This is a genomic window from Marinobacter pelagius, assembly GCF_900114925.1.
Classification (GTDB): domain Bacteria; phylum Pseudomonadota; class Gammaproteobacteria; order Pseudomonadales; family Oleiphilaceae; genus Marinobacter; species Marinobacter pelagius.
Genome location: NZ_FOUR01000001.1, coordinates 155,462 through 172,108, shown reverse-complemented (window position 1 = coordinate 172,108; position 16,647 = coordinate 155,462). Strand labels below are relative to the sequence as shown.

Genomic DNA, 16,647 nt, shown 5'->3' with positions numbered 1-16,647 from the left:
ATGTTTGACCGTTGCCTTCGGTTCCGGATTTTTTCTCTGACCCTTGCCTCCGGAGGGCAACGCTCTATCCAGCTGAGCTACGGGCGGAAGAAATCGGGCACGGTGTGCGTCAATTTCGAGGCGCAATCTTACGTGTGATCGGGTGCTCTGTCCAGCCCTCCGGCCATCTTGATTGCATCGGCCCGGTTTCAGGTGGAACCGACTTCCGTTCTCGGGTTTTTGGGGTAGTAACGTTCGGGCAGGCGCTCGATGTGAGGAAAGAACCGGGTGTCCTTGTAGGGCATTTTCATGTAGCCGGAGACGCCCAGTCCGGCGATCTGGTCCACGGCTGAGAGGATCTCGTCGAGCAGGCGGGCAAACTCGTCTTCCCGGTCCGGGTCGAGCAGGCGGTAGTGGCTGTGGATCTTCAGGTGCCGGGGCAGGGACTCGAAGATGATCATGCCGGTGTGGTGGATGTCGTTCAGGGCCTCCAGGGCCTTGATCATGGTCTCCGGCAGTACCAGGAACTCCTCCGGGTCGGGGCCGTCCTCGAAGTAGGAGTGTACCCTGGATTCGTCTTCCACCTCCGGTGCTGCACTGACTTCGTAGCGCAGTTGCATGCCGGGATCGATCCGGAACGGCTGGTCCGGGCCGTCGCGGTCCACGTGCAGGGTGTTGCGTGCATTGAACAGGCAGCTTTTGAAGATGCCCTGACGGTAGATGGCCTGGGCCAGGCAGACCATGTTGTTCACTGCCTGGATAAAGGCGGTCTTCAAGCCGGGATCGTGCAGGTTCAGTGAGGTGTCGATGTAGACGCCATCGCTTTCCCAGCGCACGGCCAAGCCGCCTTCCACCGGGTAGCGGCCCAGCCGGCTGACGGCGGCCAGGAAGGCTTTTTCGGTCTCGCCCATGCCCTGCATGAAGTTCTTGTAGTAGCGATCCAGCTGGACGTCGTTGACGTCGCTGAGGGTTTCCGGGGCGTTCTCCTGGCGCAGGAAGGATTTGCGCGAGCTGTATACCACGGTGTCGATCTCGTGATCGGAGGCACGGGTCCACACCGGCACCATGGGAGAGATCGGTCGCTCAGGCAGGTCGATCATCACCGTGTGCGCCATTCTCGGCATTTCTTTAAGGTAGTAATCACCAGCCTTCCGGCGGGTCTCCGGGTCCGGCGACAGCATGCCGTCGAGCATGCGGGCGAATTCCATGGGTAGGCCCAGTGAGCTGGCCGGAATCGCCTGGTGGCCGAAGCGGCAGGACTGGCCGGAGGCCAGCGCATACAGGGTGCCGGCTGCGCCCTGTTCATCGAAGCGGGGGGAGGAGAGCCCGCCGTTGAGTTGTTCCTCGCCAATGAAATAGACATCCCCCAGCCGGGCGTTGGTCTGCTGCAGGTTGTCGGACATCAGTTCCATGACATTGGCGGTGATGAACTGCTGGTTGGCGTCCAGCTGGGCGAACACTGACGAGCCCCAGTCGATCAGGGCGATGTTCTCGGTTCTGGCGTCATAGACCAGGTTGGAGGGTTTGATGTCACCATGCACGATGGGGCGCCCACCCGAGCTGGCGCCGCTGCGCAGGCTGCGCAGGATGTCGGCCAGCTGGTCGGCGATGCGGATCACCAGCCTGGGTTTCAGGCGGCCTTCCCGTAACGAGACTTCCTCCAGGTTGATGCCTGCGGCCCGTTCCATCACCAGGATCGGCTGGTTGCGGGCGCGTTGGTAGGCAATCAGCCGTGGAACCCGGGGATGGCGGACCTGCTCGAGAATGAACGCCTCGTCCTCGAGCCGGTCCTGCAGGTGTTGGGGCAGGTTGATGCGGGTGAACTTGAAGACGTGTTCCGGGCCGCTGTGGCCGTGGCCCGGTAATCGGCCGGCAAACACGAAGCCGTAGGCGCCCTTGCCGATCAGTTCAATGTCCCGGTAACCCAGCTGGCGGAGCTGGGCGGCGCACAGCGCCACCCAGTCCTTGAGCTTCTTGGCATCGTCATGGCTGAGCAGATAGATCGACTGCTCTTCAGGTATGTAGAACTGCTGAAGTTCGGTCTTCTGCTCCATAACAACCCGTCAGCCCAGATGCAGCAGCATGGATTGCGGCGATTCCAGGTAGCCTTTCCAGCGGTTGCAGAAGCGCGCGATGGTGCCGCCGTCGATGATGCGGTGGTCGCCCGCCCAGCTTACCGTCAGGATCGCCCGTTCCACCACGTTGCCATTGGCATCAAAGCGCGGCAGTTTCTGGGTCCGGCCCAGGGCGACGATAGCCACTTCCGGCGCGTTGATGATGGGCGAGGCGTAGGTGCCGCCCAGGGCGCCAATGTTGGATATGGTGATGGTGCCGCCCTTGAGATCTTCCTGGCTGACCCGGCCAGAGCGCGCGGCTTCGGTCAGGCGGGTGACTTCATCGGCCACGCCCAGCAGGGTCAGGCTTTCCACACCCTTCACGTTTGGCACCATCAGCCCGGCCTTGCTGTCCACGGCCATGCCAATGTTGCAGTGAGGCTGGTAGTGGATCTCCGTCACGTCGTCATTGAGCTGGCTGTTGAGCAGCGGGAATTCCTGAATCGCCAGGGCCATGGCCTTCATGAAGAAGGGCATCAGGGTCAGGCGTGATCCCCGGGCCTCGGCCTCCGGCTTGAGCTGTTCCCGCAGGGCGAGCAGATCGGTGACATCGATGTCCTCACTGTAAATGAAGTGGGGGATCGTGGTCGCCGAGGCCACCATGCTGCGGGCCATGGCCGCCCGGACACCCCGGATCGGCTCGACCCGTGCCTCCAGTTCGCGCCCCGGTTTCCGGTGCTCGCTGTCAGCCTTGGCTGCCGGCGCTTCACTGGCCGGTTGCCTGCTTGGCGCTGACGGAGCAGGCTGCTCGAGATGGGCCAGCACGTCGGCCTTCAGCACCCGGCCATCCTTGCCGGAGCCGGCGATGTTGGCCAGGTCCAGGTTATGCTCCCGTACCAGGCGGCGCACGGCGGGGCTTGCGGGAATCCGTGGCCGGTTGCCGGTGGCGACCGGTTTGGCCGGTGCCGGCGCGCTTTCCGGGGCCGGTCTTGACTCAGCCTTGGTCTCGGCCGGCTCGTCCCGATCTCGGGGGATGAATGCAAACAGGGGGGCATGCACCCGGGCCATTTCCTGTTGCTGGTGGTACAGCTTGGTGACCCGGCCAGCCTTGGGCGCTGTGATCTCGACCATAGCCTTGTCGGTCATGACATCGACCACAGGCTGGTCTTCCTCGATCTCGTCGCCTTCGGCCACACGCCATTCCACCACCTCGCACTCGACGATGCCCTCGCCGATGTCCGGCAGGATGAAATCCTCGGTGACGTCGCCAGCGTCGGTTTTGGCCGCCGGGGCGGGTTCCGGTGTGGCTGGTTCTTCGCTGACGGTTTCCGCCGGCTTTGCGGCAGGCGTTTCGTCCTGTCCGCCCTCGCCATCCACTTCCACCAGTTCAAACAGCGGCGCGTGGACTTTCGCGATGTCGCCTTCCTTGTGATAGAGGCGGGTTACCTTGCCCTTGTACGGCGCCGGGATTTCCACCAGGGCCTTGTCGGTCATCACTTCGGCCACCGGCTGGTCTTCCTCGATAATGTCCCCTTCGGCGACCAGCCATTTGACCAGTTCGCACTCCACGATACCTTCGCCGATATCGGGCAGTATAAAATCACTCATGATTGCTCTCCTGTCCTGATATCAACCTAGAAGTCCACGCTCGACCTGATGGCCTCGAAGACCTTCAGGTGATTGGGCAGGTGCTCTTTTTCCAGCACCAGCGGGAAGGGGGTGTCCATCCCGGTGACCCGTGCGATCGGGGATTCCAGGTACAGGAAGCAACGTTCCTGGATGGTTGCTGCGATTTCGCCGGCGAATCCACCGGTCAGTGGCGCTTCATGGGTAACCACCAGGCGCCCGGTCTTGAACACCGAGTTGGCCACGGTCTCCACGTCCCAGGGCAGAATGGTCCGCAGGTCGATGACTTCGCAGGAAATGCCATCCTTCTCCGCCATGTCGACGGCCTGTTCGATCACTTCCATCTGCGCGCCCCAGCCGAGCACGGTCACGTCCGTGCCTTCCTTGAGGACTTCGGCTTCGCCCAGGGGCAGTTGGTATTCCTCGTCCGGCACTTCGCCGACGGAGGCGCGGTAGAGCCGCTTGGGCTCGAAGAACAGCACGGGGTTGGGGTCGTGGATCGCAGCCAGCAGCAGGCCCTTGGCCTGGTGGGGGTTGCGTGGCACGACGATTTTCAGTCCCGGCGTGTGCGCGAAGTAGGCCTCCGGCGACTGGGAGTGGTAAAGCCCGCCGGCAATGCCGCCGCCGTAGGGGGCGCGAATGGTCAGTCCGCCCACGTTGAACAGGTTGCCGGAGCGGTAGCGGTACTTGGCGGATTCGTTAACGATCTGGTCAAACGCCGGGAAGATATAGTCGGCAAACTGGATCTCGGCCACCGGCACGGAGCCCTGGGCCGCCAGGCCGTTGGCAAAGCCGATGATGCCTTGCTCCACCAGCGGGGTGTTGAAGCAGCGGTCTTTGCCGTATTTCTGTTGCAGGTTGCTGGTGGCCCGGAAGACACCACCGAAGACGCCCACGTCCTCACCGAAACACAGCACCCGCTCGTCGGCAGCCATGGCTGTATCGAGGGCGTTGTTGATGGCCTGAAGCATGTTCATCTGGGTCATATCAGGCACCTCCCTTGGCGTGTTCGGCGCTCTTGGGGTAGGCGTCCGGATAGCGGCGGATGTGGGCCTTCAGCTTCTCGAACTGCTCGGCCAGGGCTGGCGGCACTTCGTCATAAACATCGGTGACCAGGGTTTCCAGCGGGGGTGGCGGGCGCTTCTGGGCCCGTTTCATGGTCTCCAGTACCTCCCGGCGCATGGTTTCCTGTAGCTGTTTCTCGTCGTCCTCGCTCCACCACTTCTTGCGCTCGAGCCAGAGTCGCATGCGCAGGATGGGGTCTTTCTCACGCCAGACCGCTTCTTCGTCCTTGCTGCGATAGCCGGAGGGATCGTCCGAAGAGGAGTGGGCGGCCAGGCGGTAGCTCATGGCCTCGATCAGCACCGGGCGGTTGTGTTCTACCGCCAGGCTGCGGGCAGCTTTGGTGGCCTCGTACATGGCCAGGACATCGTTGCCATCCACCCGGATGACATCCATCTTGTAGCCATAGGCTCGGGGCGCCACACCGTCGGCGGCGAACTGTTCGGCGGCCGGGGTGGAGATGGCGTAGCCATTGTTGCGGCACAGAAAAATTACAGGCACCCGCTGGACAGCGGCCATGTTCAGGGCGGCGTGGAAATCCCCTTCCGAGGCGGCGCCTTCGCCGAAGTAGGTAATGGTGCAGTGGCCTTCGCCCGCCAGTTTCTGGCCGTAGGCGTAACCGGTGGCCTGGGGGATCTGGGTAGCCAGGGGCGATGAGATGGTCATGTAATTCAGCTTCTTGGAGCCGTAATGCACCGGCATCTGGCGGCCTTTGCCGTAGTCCAGTTCATTGCCGAACAGCTGATTCATGAACTCATCGATGGTGAAGCCCCGGTAGGCCAGGGCGCCCTGTTCCCGGTATTGCGCCATGATCATGTCGGCGTCATCGAGGGCCGCGGCACTGCCAATCACGGCGGCTTCCTCTCCGGTGCACTGCATGTAGAAACTCAGTCGTCCCTGGCGTTGGGCGGCGAGCATGCGCTCATCGAGAATCCGGGTGGTGACCATGGTCCGGTAGATGCGCAGGGCCTTGTCTTTGTCCAGCGCCGGTGCCTTGGCGCCCTTGTACAGGGAACCGTCCTGCTTCAGGACCTTGAAGGTGGGAATACGGAACTCTGCACCGTCGGTGAAAGACGGGGTGTAAACAACTCTGGATTTTGTTGTTGTCATAATCCTCTTCCTGGGGTGGTGGCCTGAGGAACACGGCTCCCCTTGTGGGGGTGCCGATCATTTAAGTGTAGACAAAACGGCAGGGTCTGGTGCGACCTTGCACAGTTGCCTGATGCTTACCTTAACGTAAACTGCAGAAATCGGGTAGTCCCTGAACAACGGTTTCGACGAACCGGTACGATCAGCTGGCGGGATACAGGCGCGAGGGCGTCAGGGTGACCAGGGTGCTCTCATTGCCTATGCCCACCTCGCCGTCCTGGATGGTGCACTGCAGGCTCATGGTGCGCTCGGCCAGGCCTGCGAGAGTCTCGGTGCCCTCCTGGGGCAGGTCGATGATGGTCAGATTATTGAAGCGGGAGAGCTTGTTGTGATTTTTCTCCCACCACAGGGAGGCCGCCCGTCCGCCATAGGTATACAGCACGACCTTCTTGGCGCGGTTGCAGGCCTTTCGCAGTCGGCTTTCGTCCGGCAGGCCCAGTTCAATCCAGAGTTCGATCTCGTCGCTGAGGCTTTTTTGCCACAGCTCCGGTTCGTCGTCAGTGCTCAGGCCACGGGTGAATTCCAGGTGCTCGTCGGCATTTAGAACAAAGGCCAGCAGCCGGACCATCATCCGTTCGTCGGTCTCCGAGGGATGCCGGGCCAGGGTCAGGTGGTGGTCCGCATAGTAGTGTCGGTCCATGTCGGCGATGTTGAGCGTGGCCTTGAAGACGGTTGCTTTGAGTGCCATGGGCGTCCTGCGTTGGTATCGATATGTCTGTTTGCGATAGTGTAATGCATTCCTTCCCGGCTGAGCGTGAACGCATGACGATGTTGCGTGGTTTTCTGGTATTGGTGCTGTTTTTTATCCTGGGCGAGTCCATGCGGATGCTGCTCGCCCTGCCGGTCAGTGGCGGTGTGCTCGGGATGGTGGTGATTACCTTTACGCTGATGGTGAAGGGCAGTGTCAGTGATGATCTGGCATCCGCCAGTCAGGGGCTGATTTCAGTGCTGGTGCTGCTGATCATGCCCGGGGTGGTCGGGGTGTTCTTCACTGCCGATCAGTTCTCGGGCCAGTGGCTGGCGGTCGCCGCAGCGCTACTGGTCGGTACCTTCCTGAGTGTGCTCACCACCCTGTTATTGATGAAGCTGGTGACGGCGAGGGGAGAGCAGCATCGTGAGTGAACTGTTTACCCGCCTCGGGGTGCTGGCGGATACCCTCGCGGCCACGCCGATTCTCGCCATCGGCCTGACCCTCGGGGCCTTCTTTGCCGGTAACTGGCTGTTTGCCCGCATTGGCCGGCCGTTGTGGCTGCCGCCGGTGTTGTTGTCCGCCTGCCTGCTGTCCGGGGTGATTGCCGTCCTGGCGCTGGATTACCAGGCCTACCAACAGGGCGCGCGCTGGCTGACCGTGCTTCTGGGCCCAGCCACAGTCGCTCTCGGCATTCCCCTGTACCAGCAGATGCACCATATCCGTGCCATGTGGCGCCCGATTGTGGTGACCCTGCCCATTGCCGCGACCCTGGCGGCGGTCTACGCCCTGGTGATTGCCTGGGCACTGGGGGCCACCCCGGAGGTGCTGGCGTCGCTGGCGCCCAAGTCGGTGACGGCGCCGATTGCCATCGGCATCACCGAACAACTGGGTGGCTCGGTGCCCCTGATGATGGGCGGCCTGCTGATCACCGGTGTGGTGGCAACCCTCTTCGTTGACCTGCTCGCGCGCCTGTTGCCGGTAAAGGATGAGAGAATCCTGGGCTTTGCCCTGGGCCTGAACGGTCATGCCATCGGCACCGCCCGGGCATTTGAGATCAGCCATACCGCCGGAGCGTTTGCGTCCCTGGGCATGGGTCTGACCGGGGTGTTTACCGCCATGATCCTGCCGTTGGTGTTCCATCTCTGAATCCTGCCCCACATCAGGTCATTCACCTGGCGAATAACCCCATGTCGCAATTTCGATTGCCGTACGGGTTTTCCGAGACTAGCTTGTTGCCCAGGCAATCGGCGCCATTTTGCGCCGATGTTCCGTGAAAATTCCTAAAACAGCGACGGAAAACGCGATGAAAAAACTGATTGCAGCATTTGTCGGTTCCATGGCCCTGGCAGCGGCACCGGTAGCCCTGTCCGCCGAGGCGACCAAGGAACTGAAAATGGCGTACGACGCCGACCCCGTGACCCTCGATATCCACGAGCAGCTCTCAGGTGGCATCCTGCAGCTGTCCCACATGACCTTTGATCCGCTGCTGCGCTGGACCAGCGACCTGGGCTTCGAGCCGCGCCTGGCCGAAAGCTGGGAGCGCGTTGATGAGAACACCATGCGCTTCAAGCTGCGCGAAGGCGTGAAGTTCCACTCCGGCAATGAGTTGACCACCGCCGATGTGAAGTTCACCTTCGATCGCCTGAAGCAGAGCCAGGATTTCAAGGCCATCTTCAAGCCCTTCAGCGGCATCAACGTGATCGATGACTACACCTTCGAGCTGGTGACCAGCGAGCCCTACCCGCTGCTGCTGAACACGGCCACCTACATCTTCCCGCTGGACAGCGAGTTCTACAGTGGCCAGACCGAGGACGGCAAGGACAAGAGCGTCATTACCAAGCACGGCAACTCTTTCGCCTCCGGGAACCTGTCCGGTACCGGGCCCTACACCGTGACCGAGCGCAAGCAGGGCGTGCGGGTCGAGTTTGAGCGGTTTGACGATTACTGGGATACCCAGTCTCCGGGCAACGTCGGCAAGATCGTGCTGACCCCGATCAAGGAGAACAACACCCGGGTGTCCGCCTTGCTGTCCGGTGGCGTCGACTTCATCGCCCCGGTGCCGCCCAATGATCTGGAGCGGATTCGCAATGACAAGAACGCCAACCTGGTGACCATGAGCGGTACCCGGATCATCCTGTTCCACATGAACCAGGAGCGGGTGGAGGCCTTCAAGAATCCGAAGGTTCGCCAGGCCATTGCCTATGCCATCAACCAGGAAGGCATTGCCGCCAAGATCATGAAGGGCTTCGCCACCCCGGCGGCCCAGATGTCTCCGGCCGGCTACCAGGGCCATAACGAGTCCCTCACGCCGCGTTTCGATGTGGCCAAGGCCCAGCAGCTGATGAAAGAGGCTGGTTACGAGGATGGCTTTACCATCACCATGATGGCGCCGAACAACCGTTACGTGAACGACGACAAGATTGCGCAGGCGGTGGCTGCGATGCTGGCCCGCATCAACATCAAGGTGGACCTGAAGACCCTTCCGAAGGCGCAGTACTGGCCGGAATACGACAACCGCGCCGCTGACATGATGATGATCGGCTGGCACGCGGATACCGAGGACTCTGCCAACTTCTACGAGTTCCTGACCTTCTGCCCGGATGCCGACAGCGGTTCCGGCCAGTACAACGCGGGCAACTACTGCAACCCGGAAATCGACGCCCTGGTGCAGGAAGCCAACGTCGAGACCGACCTGGACAAGCGCGCCGCCATGCTGCAGGAAGTGGAGCAGCGTCTGTATGACGATGCCGCCTTCGTACCGCTGCACTGGCAGGACCTGGCCTGGGCCTCGAAGAAGAACGTGAACATTGAGCCGGTGCTCAACGTCATGAACTTCCCGTACCTGGGTGACCTGGTTGTGGAGTAATTGCCTTTAATGGCAGGCCGGCACTGGAGTGATCCGGTGCCGGCCTTTTGTTTGCAAGCCTTATCCGGAAAATTTCCATGTTAGCGTTTTTGGTTCAGCGGATTTCCCAGGCGTTTCTGGTCATGTTTGTGATCAGTGTGATCGCCTTTGCCATTCAGGATGGCCTCGGGGACCCGCTTCAGGAAATGGTGGGCATGTCCGTCTCAGAGGAGGAGCGGGAGGCCATTCGCGAGGAGCTCGGGTTGAACGACCCGATGGTGGTCCAGTACCTGCGGTTTGCCGGTAATGCGTTGCAGGGCGATCTGGGCAACTCCTACTTCTACAGCAAGCCGACCCTGGAGGTGATCGCCGAGCATCTGCCCGCGACCCTGGAACTGGTGATCGGTGCCAGCCTGATCATCGTGTTTCTGTCGGTGCCGATCGGCGTCTACGCCGCGATCCGCCCCCAGGCCTGGCTGTCCAAATTCTTCATGGGCGTCAGTACCGTGGGCATCTCCATCCCGGTGTTCCTGACGGCCATCGTGCTGATCCAGCTGTTCTCCATCGGGGTGACGGTGAACTGGTTCCCGTCGGATACCGGTTGGGGGCAGTGGCTGAATGACTTCTTTACCACCGAGGGCGGCCTGCCGTCCTATGGGCGAGGCGACGAACTGACGCACCTGTTCGGCACCTGGGAGTCCGGTTTCTTCACCGGTACCGGGCTGATGCATCTGGTCCTGCCGTCGGTGTCCCTGGCCTCGATCATGCTGCCGCTGTTCATCCGCCTGATCCGGGCGGAGATGATGGAGGTGCTGCAGAGCGACTACATCCGCTACGCCCGGGCCAAGGGCCTGAGCGCCGGTCGCATCAACTTCCTGCACGCGCTCAAGAACACCATGCTGCCGGTGATTACTGTCGGCGGTGTGCAGATCGGCATCATGGTGGCCTATACCATCCTCACCGAGACCGTGTTCCAGTGGCCGGGCGTGGGCCTGATGTTCCTCGAAGCCATCACCCGCAGTGACATCCCGCTGATCGTGGCTTACCTGATGGTGGTGGGCCTGATCTTCGTGGTGACCAATACTCTGGTGGATCTGATCTACGGACTGGTGAATCCCACCGTCAAACTGACAGGAAAGAAAGCATGACAACGGCAACGGTTTCCCGCTGGGACCGCTTCCGCGAGTCCTTCTTCTGGTACAGCTTCAAGCGCGACAAGGTGGCCATTGTCAGCTTTGCCGTGCTGCTGCTGATGGTGCTGGCGGCGGTGTTTGCGCCGCTGCTGGCGCCCGCCGATCCCTACGATCTGGCGCAGATCAACATCATGAACTCCGAGCTGCCCCCGGTGGGCATGAGCGGTGCTGATCCGGCATTCCCCCTGGGCACCGACGCCCAGGGCCGGGATCTGCTATCGACCATCCTCTATGGCACCCGGGTATCCCTGATGATCGGCTTTGGCGCCGTGATTCTGCAGGCGTTCCTGGGCATCCTGTTCGGCCTGCTGGCCGGCTACCTGGGCGGCAAGGTGGATGCCATCCTGATGCGCATCGCCGACGTGCAGCTGTCGTTCTCCACCCTGATGGTGGCGATCATTGTCGGTGCCGTGTTCAAGGCCAGCTTCGGCAACCTGATGTTCGGTGAGATCGCCATCTACATGCTGATTTTCATCATCGGTGTCGCCGAGTGGCCCCAGATTGCCCGGACCGTCCGCGCTTCGGTGCTGGCGGAGAAAAAGAAGGAGTACGTCGACGCCGCCAAAGTGATGGGCTTCGGCACCCGTCGGATCATGTTCCGGCACATCCTGCCCAATACCCTGTCGCCGATTTTCGTCATTGCCACGGTGCAGATCGCCAACGCCATCATTTCCGAGGCGGCGCTGTCGTTCCTCGGTCTCGGCATGCCGGAAACCCAGCCGTCGCTGGGCTCGCTGATCAAGTCCGGCTTCGACTACATCCAGAGCGGTTCCTGGTGGATCACCCTGATCCCGGGCCTGGTGCTGGTGGTGCTCGTGCTGGTCATCAATCTGTTGGGTGACTGGTTGCGGGATGTAATGAACCCACGGCTGTACAAGGGGTAACACCATGGCACTGTTGGAAGTAAAGAATCTGGATGTCCGCTTCGCGGTGCGTGGCGGTGACCTGACCGCCCTGCGGGGCATCAGCTTCAGCCTGGACAAGGGCGAGCGGCTGGGTCTGGTCGGGGAATCTGGTGCCGGTAAATCTGTGGCGGCCTTTTCGATTCTCAACCTGATTGCCCAGCCGGGTTACATTGCCGGCGGGCAGATCCTGTTCGAAGGCAAAGATCTGGCGGCCATGAGCGAGCGCGAGTTGCGCAAGATCCGTGGCAACCGTATCGCCATGATCTTCCAGGATCCGATGATGACCCTCAACCCGGTGCTCACTATCGGTACCCAGATGGTGGAGGCCATCCTGGCCCACCGTAACATCAGCAAGAAAGAGGCGAGGGCGATTGCCCTGGACCGGCTGCAGAAGGTGCAGATTCCGTCGCCGGAGAAGCGCCTGGACCAGTATCCCCATGAGCTGTCCGGTGGCATGCGCCAGCGGGTGATCATTGCCATTGCCCTGCTGCTGGACCCGGAGATCATCATTGCCGATGAGCCCACCACCGCCCTTGATGTGACCATCCAGGCGGAGATCATGGACCTGCTGCTGAACCTGTGCGAGCAGGAAAATGTGGCGCTGATGCTGATTACCCACGATCTGGGTGTGGTCTCCCAGGTGACCCAGCGGATGCTGGTCATGTACTCCGGCCGCATCATCGAGCAGGGGCCGACCCGGGAAATCATCAACGATGCCCAGCACCCCTACACCCAGGGGCTGATCAACGCGCTGCCCCAGATGGGGGAACCGGGTGCGCGGCTGTTCCAGATACCGGGCTCCATGCCGTCCTTGAAGAATGTGCCCAGCGGTTGCCCGTTCCACCCCCGTTGTAACTTCGCCACCGAGCAGTGCAAGCAGGCCATGCCGGAGTATGTGCGCTCGGGCAATGTGGCTGTGGCCTGTTACGAAGTCGCCAACCTGATTGAGCAGGAGAAACGCATGCAGGAGGCCGAATCATGACCTCCCCCCTGGTAAGTATTCGCGCCCTGGAGAAACGCTTTGATCTGTCCGGCAGCCTGCTGGAGCAGATTACCTTTGAGGGCGGCCGCTTCCGCCGGAAACAGGAAGCCGTGCATGCCATCAATGGCGTCGATCTGGAAGTGCAGAAGGGCGAGGCCCTGTGCGTGGTGGGCGAATCCGGCTGTGGCAAGTCCACCGTGGCCCGCACGGTGATGGGGCTGCTTTCCCCCAGCGCCGGCGAGATCCATTACGGCGGTCAGCGCATCGACAATCTGGATGGGAAGGCTGCACTGCTTTATCGGCGCAAGATGCAGATGATCTTCCAGAACCCCTATGCGTCCCTGAACCCGCGCATGACCATCCAGCAGACCCTGGAAGAACCGATCCGCTTCCACCATCCGGACTGGTCCCCGACTCAGGTGCGGGACAAGATCCACGAGGTCATGCACTCGGTGGGCATCGATCCGGACTGGGGCAGCCGGTTCGGCCACGAGTTCTCCGGCGGTCAGCGCCAGCGTATCGCGATTGCCCGGGCGCTGGCGGTGGACCCGGAGTTCATCGTGGCGGATGAGCCGATCTCCGCCCTGGACGTGTCCATTCAGGCCCAGGTGCTGAACCTGCTGATGGACGCCCAGGAAAGCCGAGGGCTGACCTACCTGTTCATCACCCACGACCTGGCAGTGGTGGAGCATTTCGGCACCCGGGTTGCGGTGATGTATCTCGGCCGGGTGTGCGAACTGGCGGACACCAAAAACCTGTTTGCCACACCCCGGCACCCGTACACCCAGGCATTGCTGTCTGCCATTCCCAAGCTGGAGGATGACCGGCCCAACCACATCCGCCTGAAAGGGGAGGTGCCGACGCCGGTGAACCTGCCCTCTGGCTGTGTGTTCCACGGCCGTTGCCCCTATGCCAACGAACGCTGTCGGCAGGAGGTCCCCCAACTGATCGTCACCGACGGCGGCACACAGGTGGCATGCCACGCCGTGGAAGAGAGGCGGTTGTAACGGGTGCGCTGCGATAGGCTATGATGCCTGCAGTTAAACCCTTTTCGATACAACGTCATACCCTCAGGGAACTCCATGGAAGTACGCTGGCTGGAAGACTTTCTGGCACTTGCCCGCACGCGCCATTTCTCACGTGCTGCCGAATTGCAGCACGTGAGCCAGCCTACGTTCAGTCGGCGCATCAAGCTGCTGGAAGAGGCCATGGGCAGTACCCTGATCAACCGCCAGACCCTGCCGCTGTCGCTGACGCCGGCCGGAGAGGTGTTCCGGGAACTGTGCGAGCGCATTACCCGGGATGTCAGGGATACGAGGGACCGCATTGCGGCATTGGAAGCCGAGGCGTCGGCAAGGATCAGTGTCGGCTCTACCCAGGGCCTGTTCTCGCATTTTTACCAGGGCTGGGCGACGGACGCGGGAATCGCCGAACGCCTCCAGCTGAACCTGAAGGCCACCAGCTGGGTCGGTGAGCAATTCCTGGAAGCCCTGGAAAGCGGCGAGTGCGATCTGGTGCTGTGTTACTGGCACCCGGATCTGCCCTGGGGCGGGCGGCTGACGGCCGACAGTTTTGAGTGGCTGGTACTGGCCCGGGAAGCCCTGGTGCCGTTCAGCGTAGCTGACGAGCAGGGCCATCCCCGGTTCCCGCTGCCCGGAAGTCCCGAGCAGCCGGTGCCGCTGATTGCCTACCATAACCGGGGGTTTCTGCAGTCGGCGATTGAGGGCCACCTGGTACGCCGGAAGCTGACAGCCAACCTGTTGCCCCTGAACGAGAATACCCAGTCGGCCAGTATCAAGGCCCTGGTCAAACAAGGCTTCGGCATGGGCTGGTTGCCACAACGGATGACGGAGAAGAGCGAGCAGTTCGGCAGCCTGGTGCGAGCAGGCGATGAGCGCTGGGACGTACCCCTGGAAATCCGCCTGATCCGCCTGCGCGATGCCCGCTCGGACGATCTTTTGAACCTCTGGAAACAACTGGAAGACTAACATGCCTGATAAAGCCCTCCTGTCATTGCAGCTGGACCACCTGAAAGAGCTGCAGGCCCGCTACGAATCGGCGTTGGCGGACCAGGGATTCGACAGCCTGCTGATCGCCTCCGGCGCCGCGCCCTACCGCTATGGGGATGACCAGGCCTGGCACTTCCAGGGGTACGGCCCCTTCCTGCACTGGACCGGACTGACCGGCCGCGAGCACTGTTGGCTGTGGCTCCGTGCCGGACATCAACCGGTGCTGTGGTTGCACGAGCCGGTGGATTTCTGGCATGCCAACCAGCCGTTGGCGGAGGAACCCTGGCAGACGTTTATCGAGGTCCGCAGCAGTCAGTCGCCCGAGGCGCCGGTGCTCGATGATCCGGGCAGTCTGGCGGTGATCGGCGATCCTGCTCTGTTGGATAACGTGCCCGGGGAACCGAATCCGGAAAACCTGCTCAGGGCCCTCGATGAAACCCGGGTGCGCAAGACCCCCTACGAGATTGAATGCCTGGCCCACGCCAACGCCCTGGCCCTGGCCGGCCACCGGGCGGCCAGGGACGCCTTTGCCGACGGTGAGAGCGAATTCGGCATCAGCCTGGCCTACCAGCAGGCCACCCGGCAGCGGGAAGCGGACGCGCCCTATCACAGCATCATCGGCGTCAACGACCATGCCGGCACATTGCACTACCAGTATTACGACACCCAGCCGCCGGGCCATTCCCGCAGCCTGCTGATTGATGCCGGCGTCCGGTTCCGGGGCTATTGTTCCGACATCACCCGAACCACCGCCGGTCCGGGGGAATCCCATTTTGCCGCCCTGGTTCATGGGCTCGAGCGAGTGCAGCTCCGGCTGTGCGACATGGTGGCACCCGGTGTGGATTACATCGACATTCACCGCAAGGCCCACCAGGGCATTGCCGCCTTGCTCTCGGCCACCGGCCTGGTGACTGGTCTGGAGGACTACGAGATCATCGAGCAGGGCATCACCCGGGTATTCTTCCCCCATGGCATCGGTCACTTCCTCGGCGTGCAGGTCCACGATGTGGCCGGTAAACCCACACCCCCGCCGGAAGATGCGCCGTTCCTGCGTCTGACCCGGCAACTTGAGCCGGGCATGGTGGTGACCATCGAGCCCGGTCTCTATTTCATTCCGTCGTTGCTGGATCCCTTGCTGGAAGGGAAGGTGGGTCAGCACCTGAACCAGGAACTGATCAATCGGTTACGGGGCTGCGGCGGCATCCGGATCGAAGACAATGTGGTGGTCACCGAGACCGGAAGCCGGAACCTGACCCGCGATGGTTAAGCCCGAAACACTCCGTTGCATAAAATTGATACAACGGGGTTGCATTCTCGGATGTTAATAACAATAATTATCACTAACTTTCATAACCGTTGGTGAGTTATTGCTATGTACGTCTGCCTTTGCCACGGGGTAACTGACCGGGAAATCCGCGAAGCGGCCGAAAACGGCGTCTCGTCCATGCGCCAGCTGGGCAAGGAGCTGGGTGTCGGTACGCAATGTGGTCGCTGTGCCTCAACTGCGCGGGAAATCCTTCGCGAGAGCCGCTCGCCGGATTATCTGGCTCTGGCCAACATGCTCGCCCAGCCCGCCTGACGGGAATTCTTGCGCCGCTGTATTTTTCTCTCGCCGCGTAAGGGGCTATCCTAAGAGACTGATTCACCAAGTCATCATGGAGCCCCGCTATGAAAGGCGACAAGAAAGTCATCCAGTACCTCAACAAGGTCCTCGCCAACGAGCTGACCGCCATTAACCAGTACTTTCTCCATTCCCGCATGTACAAGGATTGGGGCATCAGCAAGCTGGCTGCCAAGGAGTACGAGGAATCCATTGATGAGATGAAGCACGCCGATCAGCTGATCGAGCGCATCCTGTTCCTCGAGGGCCTGCCCAACCTGCAAGACCTGAACAAACTGCTGATCGGTGAGAACGTCGAGGAAATGATCTCCTGCGACCTCAAACTCGAGCAGATTGCCCACACCGACCTGAAAGAAGCCATCGCCTACTGCGAGGAAATCCAGGACTACACCAGCCGGCAACTGTTCCGCAGCATCCTGGACAGTGAAGAGGAGCACATCGACTGGCTGGAGACACAGCTGGAAATGATTGCCCAGATGGGAATCCAGAACTACATCCAGCTTCAGTCATCCGCCGCGGAGTAAAACCAGA

General features: G+C 61.6%; 16 protein-coding genes. 11 read left to right on the top strand and 5 right to left on the bottom strand.

What is annotated here, in order from left to right:
• Positions 1 to 188 precede the first annotated feature (188 nt).
• From BM254_RS00785 to BM254_RS00765, 5 genes are all read right to left on the bottom strand, one after another.
• The gene (locus tag BM254_RS00785; protein ID WP_091997558.1) at positions 189 to 2,033 is read right to left on the bottom strand and encodes a protein kinase domain-containing protein; all 1,845 of its coding nucleotides are present in this window, start codon (positions 2,031 to 2,033) and stop codon (positions 189 to 191) included.
• Between the two features lie 9 nt (positions 2,034 to 2,042).
• Positions 2,043 to 3,641, bottom strand: coding sequence for a dihydrolipoyllysine-residue acetyltransferase (locus tag BM254_RS00780; RefSeq protein ID WP_091997556.1), 1,599 nt, complete (start codon positions 3,639 to 3,641; stop codon positions 2,043 to 2,045).
• 26 nt (positions 3,642 to 3,667) lie between these two features.
• Positions 3,668 to 4,645, bottom strand: coding sequence for an alpha-ketoacid dehydrogenase subunit beta (locus BM254_RS00775; protein ID WP_091997555.1), 978 nt, complete (start codon positions 4,643 to 4,645; stop codon positions 3,668 to 3,670).
• A gap of 1 nt (position 4,646) precedes the next feature.
• On the bottom strand, positions 4,647 to 5,831 hold the full coding sequence (locus BM254_RS00770; protein WP_091997553.1) for a thiamine pyrophosphate-dependent dehydrogenase E1 component subunit alpha: 1,185 nt from the start codon (positions 5,829 to 5,831) through the stop codon (positions 4,647 to 4,649).
• Positions 5,832 to 6,012: 181 nt separating this feature from the next.
• Positions 6,013 to 6,558: a YaeQ family protein gene (locus BM254_RS00765; RefSeq protein WP_091997551.1), complete on the bottom strand. Its 546-nt coding sequence runs from the start codon at positions 6,556 to 6,558 to the stop codon at positions 6,013 to 6,015.
• Between the two features lie 74 nt (positions 6,559 to 6,632).
• On the opposite strand from BM254_RS00765, the gene BM254_RS00760 reads away from it, so the two are divergent.
• From BM254_RS00760 to bfr, 11 genes are all read left to right on the top strand, one after another.
• Entirely contained in the window at positions 6,633 to 6,992 is a 360-nt protein-coding gene (locus BM254_RS00760; RefSeq protein WP_091997550.1) for a CidA/LrgA family protein, read from the top strand.
• Positions 6,982 to 7,707, top strand: a complete 726-nt coding sequence (locus tag BM254_RS00755) for an LrgB family protein (protein ID WP_425434473.1) — start codon at positions 6,982 to 6,984, stop codon at positions 7,705 to 7,707. Before BM254_RS00760 ends, BM254_RS00755 begins: the two co-directional genes overlap by 11 nt.
• A 157-nt stretch (positions 7,708 to 7,864) precedes the next feature.
• Positions 7,865 to 9,427, top strand: a complete 1,563-nt coding sequence (locus BM254_RS00750) for an ABC transporter substrate-binding protein (protein WP_091997546.1) — start codon at positions 7,865 to 7,867, stop codon at positions 9,425 to 9,427.
• A 77-nt stretch (positions 9,428 to 9,504) separates the two neighbouring features.
• Complete coding sequence (locus BM254_RS00745) at positions 9,505 to 10,554, top strand: ABC transporter permease (RefSeq protein WP_091997544.1); 1,050 nt, start codon at positions 9,505 to 9,507, stop codon at positions 10,552 to 10,554.
• Positions 10,551 to 11,483: an ABC transporter permease gene (locus BM254_RS00740; RefSeq protein WP_058339983.1), complete on the top strand. Its 933-nt coding sequence runs from the start codon at positions 10,551 to 10,553 to the stop codon at positions 11,481 to 11,483. Before BM254_RS00745 ends, BM254_RS00740 begins: the two co-directional genes overlap by 4 nt.
• 4 nt (positions 11,484 to 11,487) lie before the next feature.
• Positions 11,488 to 12,486, top strand: coding sequence for an ABC transporter ATP-binding protein (locus BM254_RS00735; protein WP_091997542.1), 999 nt, complete (start codon positions 11,488 to 11,490; stop codon positions 12,484 to 12,486).
• Positions 12,483 to 13,493: an ABC transporter ATP-binding protein gene (locus BM254_RS00730; RefSeq protein ID WP_091997540.1), complete on the top strand. Its 1,011-nt coding sequence runs from the start codon at positions 12,483 to 12,485 to the stop codon at positions 13,491 to 13,493. The genes BM254_RS00735 and BM254_RS00730 overlap by 4 nt, the downstream gene beginning before the upstream one ends.
• A 75-nt stretch (positions 13,494 to 13,568) precedes the next feature.
• Complete coding sequence (locus BM254_RS00725; protein WP_091997538.1) at positions 13,569 to 14,474, top strand: LysR family transcriptional regulator; 906 nt, start codon at positions 13,569 to 13,571, stop codon at positions 14,472 to 14,474.
• A 1-nt stretch (position 14,475) separates the two neighbouring features.
• Positions 14,476 to 15,762 (top strand): Xaa-Pro dipeptidase, encoded by a 1,287-nt coding sequence (gene pepQ, locus BM254_RS00720; RefSeq protein ID WP_091997536.1) that lies wholly within the window; start codon positions 14,476 to 14,478, stop codon positions 15,760 to 15,762.
• A 105-nt stretch (positions 15,763 to 15,867) separates the two neighbouring features.
• Positions 15,868 to 16,074: a bacterioferritin-associated ferredoxin gene (locus BM254_RS00715; protein ID WP_091997534.1), complete on the top strand. Its 207-nt coding sequence runs from the start codon at positions 15,868 to 15,870 to the stop codon at positions 16,072 to 16,074.
• A gap of 89 nt (positions 16,075 to 16,163) precedes the next feature.
• On the top strand, positions 16,164 to 16,640 hold the full coding sequence (bfr, locus tag BM254_RS00710; RefSeq protein WP_091997532.1) for a bacterioferritin: 477 nt from the start codon (positions 16,164 to 16,166) through the stop codon (positions 16,638 to 16,640).
• The last annotated feature ends 7 nt before the right edge of the window (positions 16,641 to 16,647 follow it).

Coding starts and splice junctions, on each gene's coding strand:
- BM254_RS00785 (WP_091997558.1), bottom strand. CDS start 2,033: ATGGAGCAGAAGACCGAACTTCAGCAGTTCTACATACCTGAAGAGCAG.
- BM254_RS00780 (WP_091997556.1), bottom strand. CDS start 3,641: ATGAGTGATTTTATACTGCCCGATATCGGCGAAGGTATCGTGGAGTGC.
- BM254_RS00775 (WP_091997555.1), bottom strand. CDS start 4,645: ATGACCCAGATGAACATGCTTCAGGCCATCAACAACGCCCTCGATACA.
- BM254_RS00770 (WP_091997553.1), bottom strand. CDS start 5,831: ATGACAACAACAAAATCCAGAGTTGTTTACACCCCGTCTTTCACCGAC.
- BM254_RS00765 (WP_091997551.1), bottom strand. CDS start 6,558: ATGGCACTCAAAGCAACCGTCTTCAAGGCCACGCTCAACATCGCCGAC.
- BM254_RS00760 (WP_091997550.1), top strand. CDS start 6,633: ATGACGATGTTGCGTGGTTTTCTGGTATTGGTGCTGTTTTTTATCCTG.
- BM254_RS00750 (WP_091997546.1), top strand. CDS start 7,865: ATGAAAAAACTGATTGCAGCATTTGTCGGTTCCATGGCCCTGGCAGCG.
- BM254_RS00745 (WP_091997544.1), top strand. CDS start 9,505: ATGTTAGCGTTTTTGGTTCAGCGGATTTCCCAGGCGTTTCTGGTCATG.
- BM254_RS00740 (WP_058339983.1), top strand. CDS start 10,551: ATGACAACGGCAACGGTTTCCCGCTGGGACCGCTTCCGCGAGTCCTTC.
- BM254_RS00735 (WP_091997542.1), top strand. CDS start 11,488: ATGGCACTGTTGGAAGTAAAGAATCTGGATGTCCGCTTCGCGGTGCGT.
- BM254_RS00730 (WP_091997540.1), top strand. CDS start 12,483: ATGACCTCCCCCCTGGTAAGTATTCGCGCCCTGGAGAAACGCTTTGAT.
- BM254_RS00725 (WP_091997538.1), top strand. CDS start 13,569: ATGGAAGTACGCTGGCTGGAAGACTTTCTGGCACTTGCCCGCACGCGC.
- pepQ (WP_091997536.1), top strand. CDS start 14,476: ATGCCTGATAAAGCCCTCCTGTCATTGCAGCTGGACCACCTGAAAGAG.
- BM254_RS00715 (WP_091997534.1), top strand. CDS start 15,868: ATGTACGTCTGCCTTTGCCACGGGGTAACTGACCGGGAAATCCGCGAA.
- bfr (WP_091997532.1), top strand. CDS start 16,164: ATGAAAGGCGACAAGAAAGTCATCCAGTACCTCAACAAGGTCCTCGCC.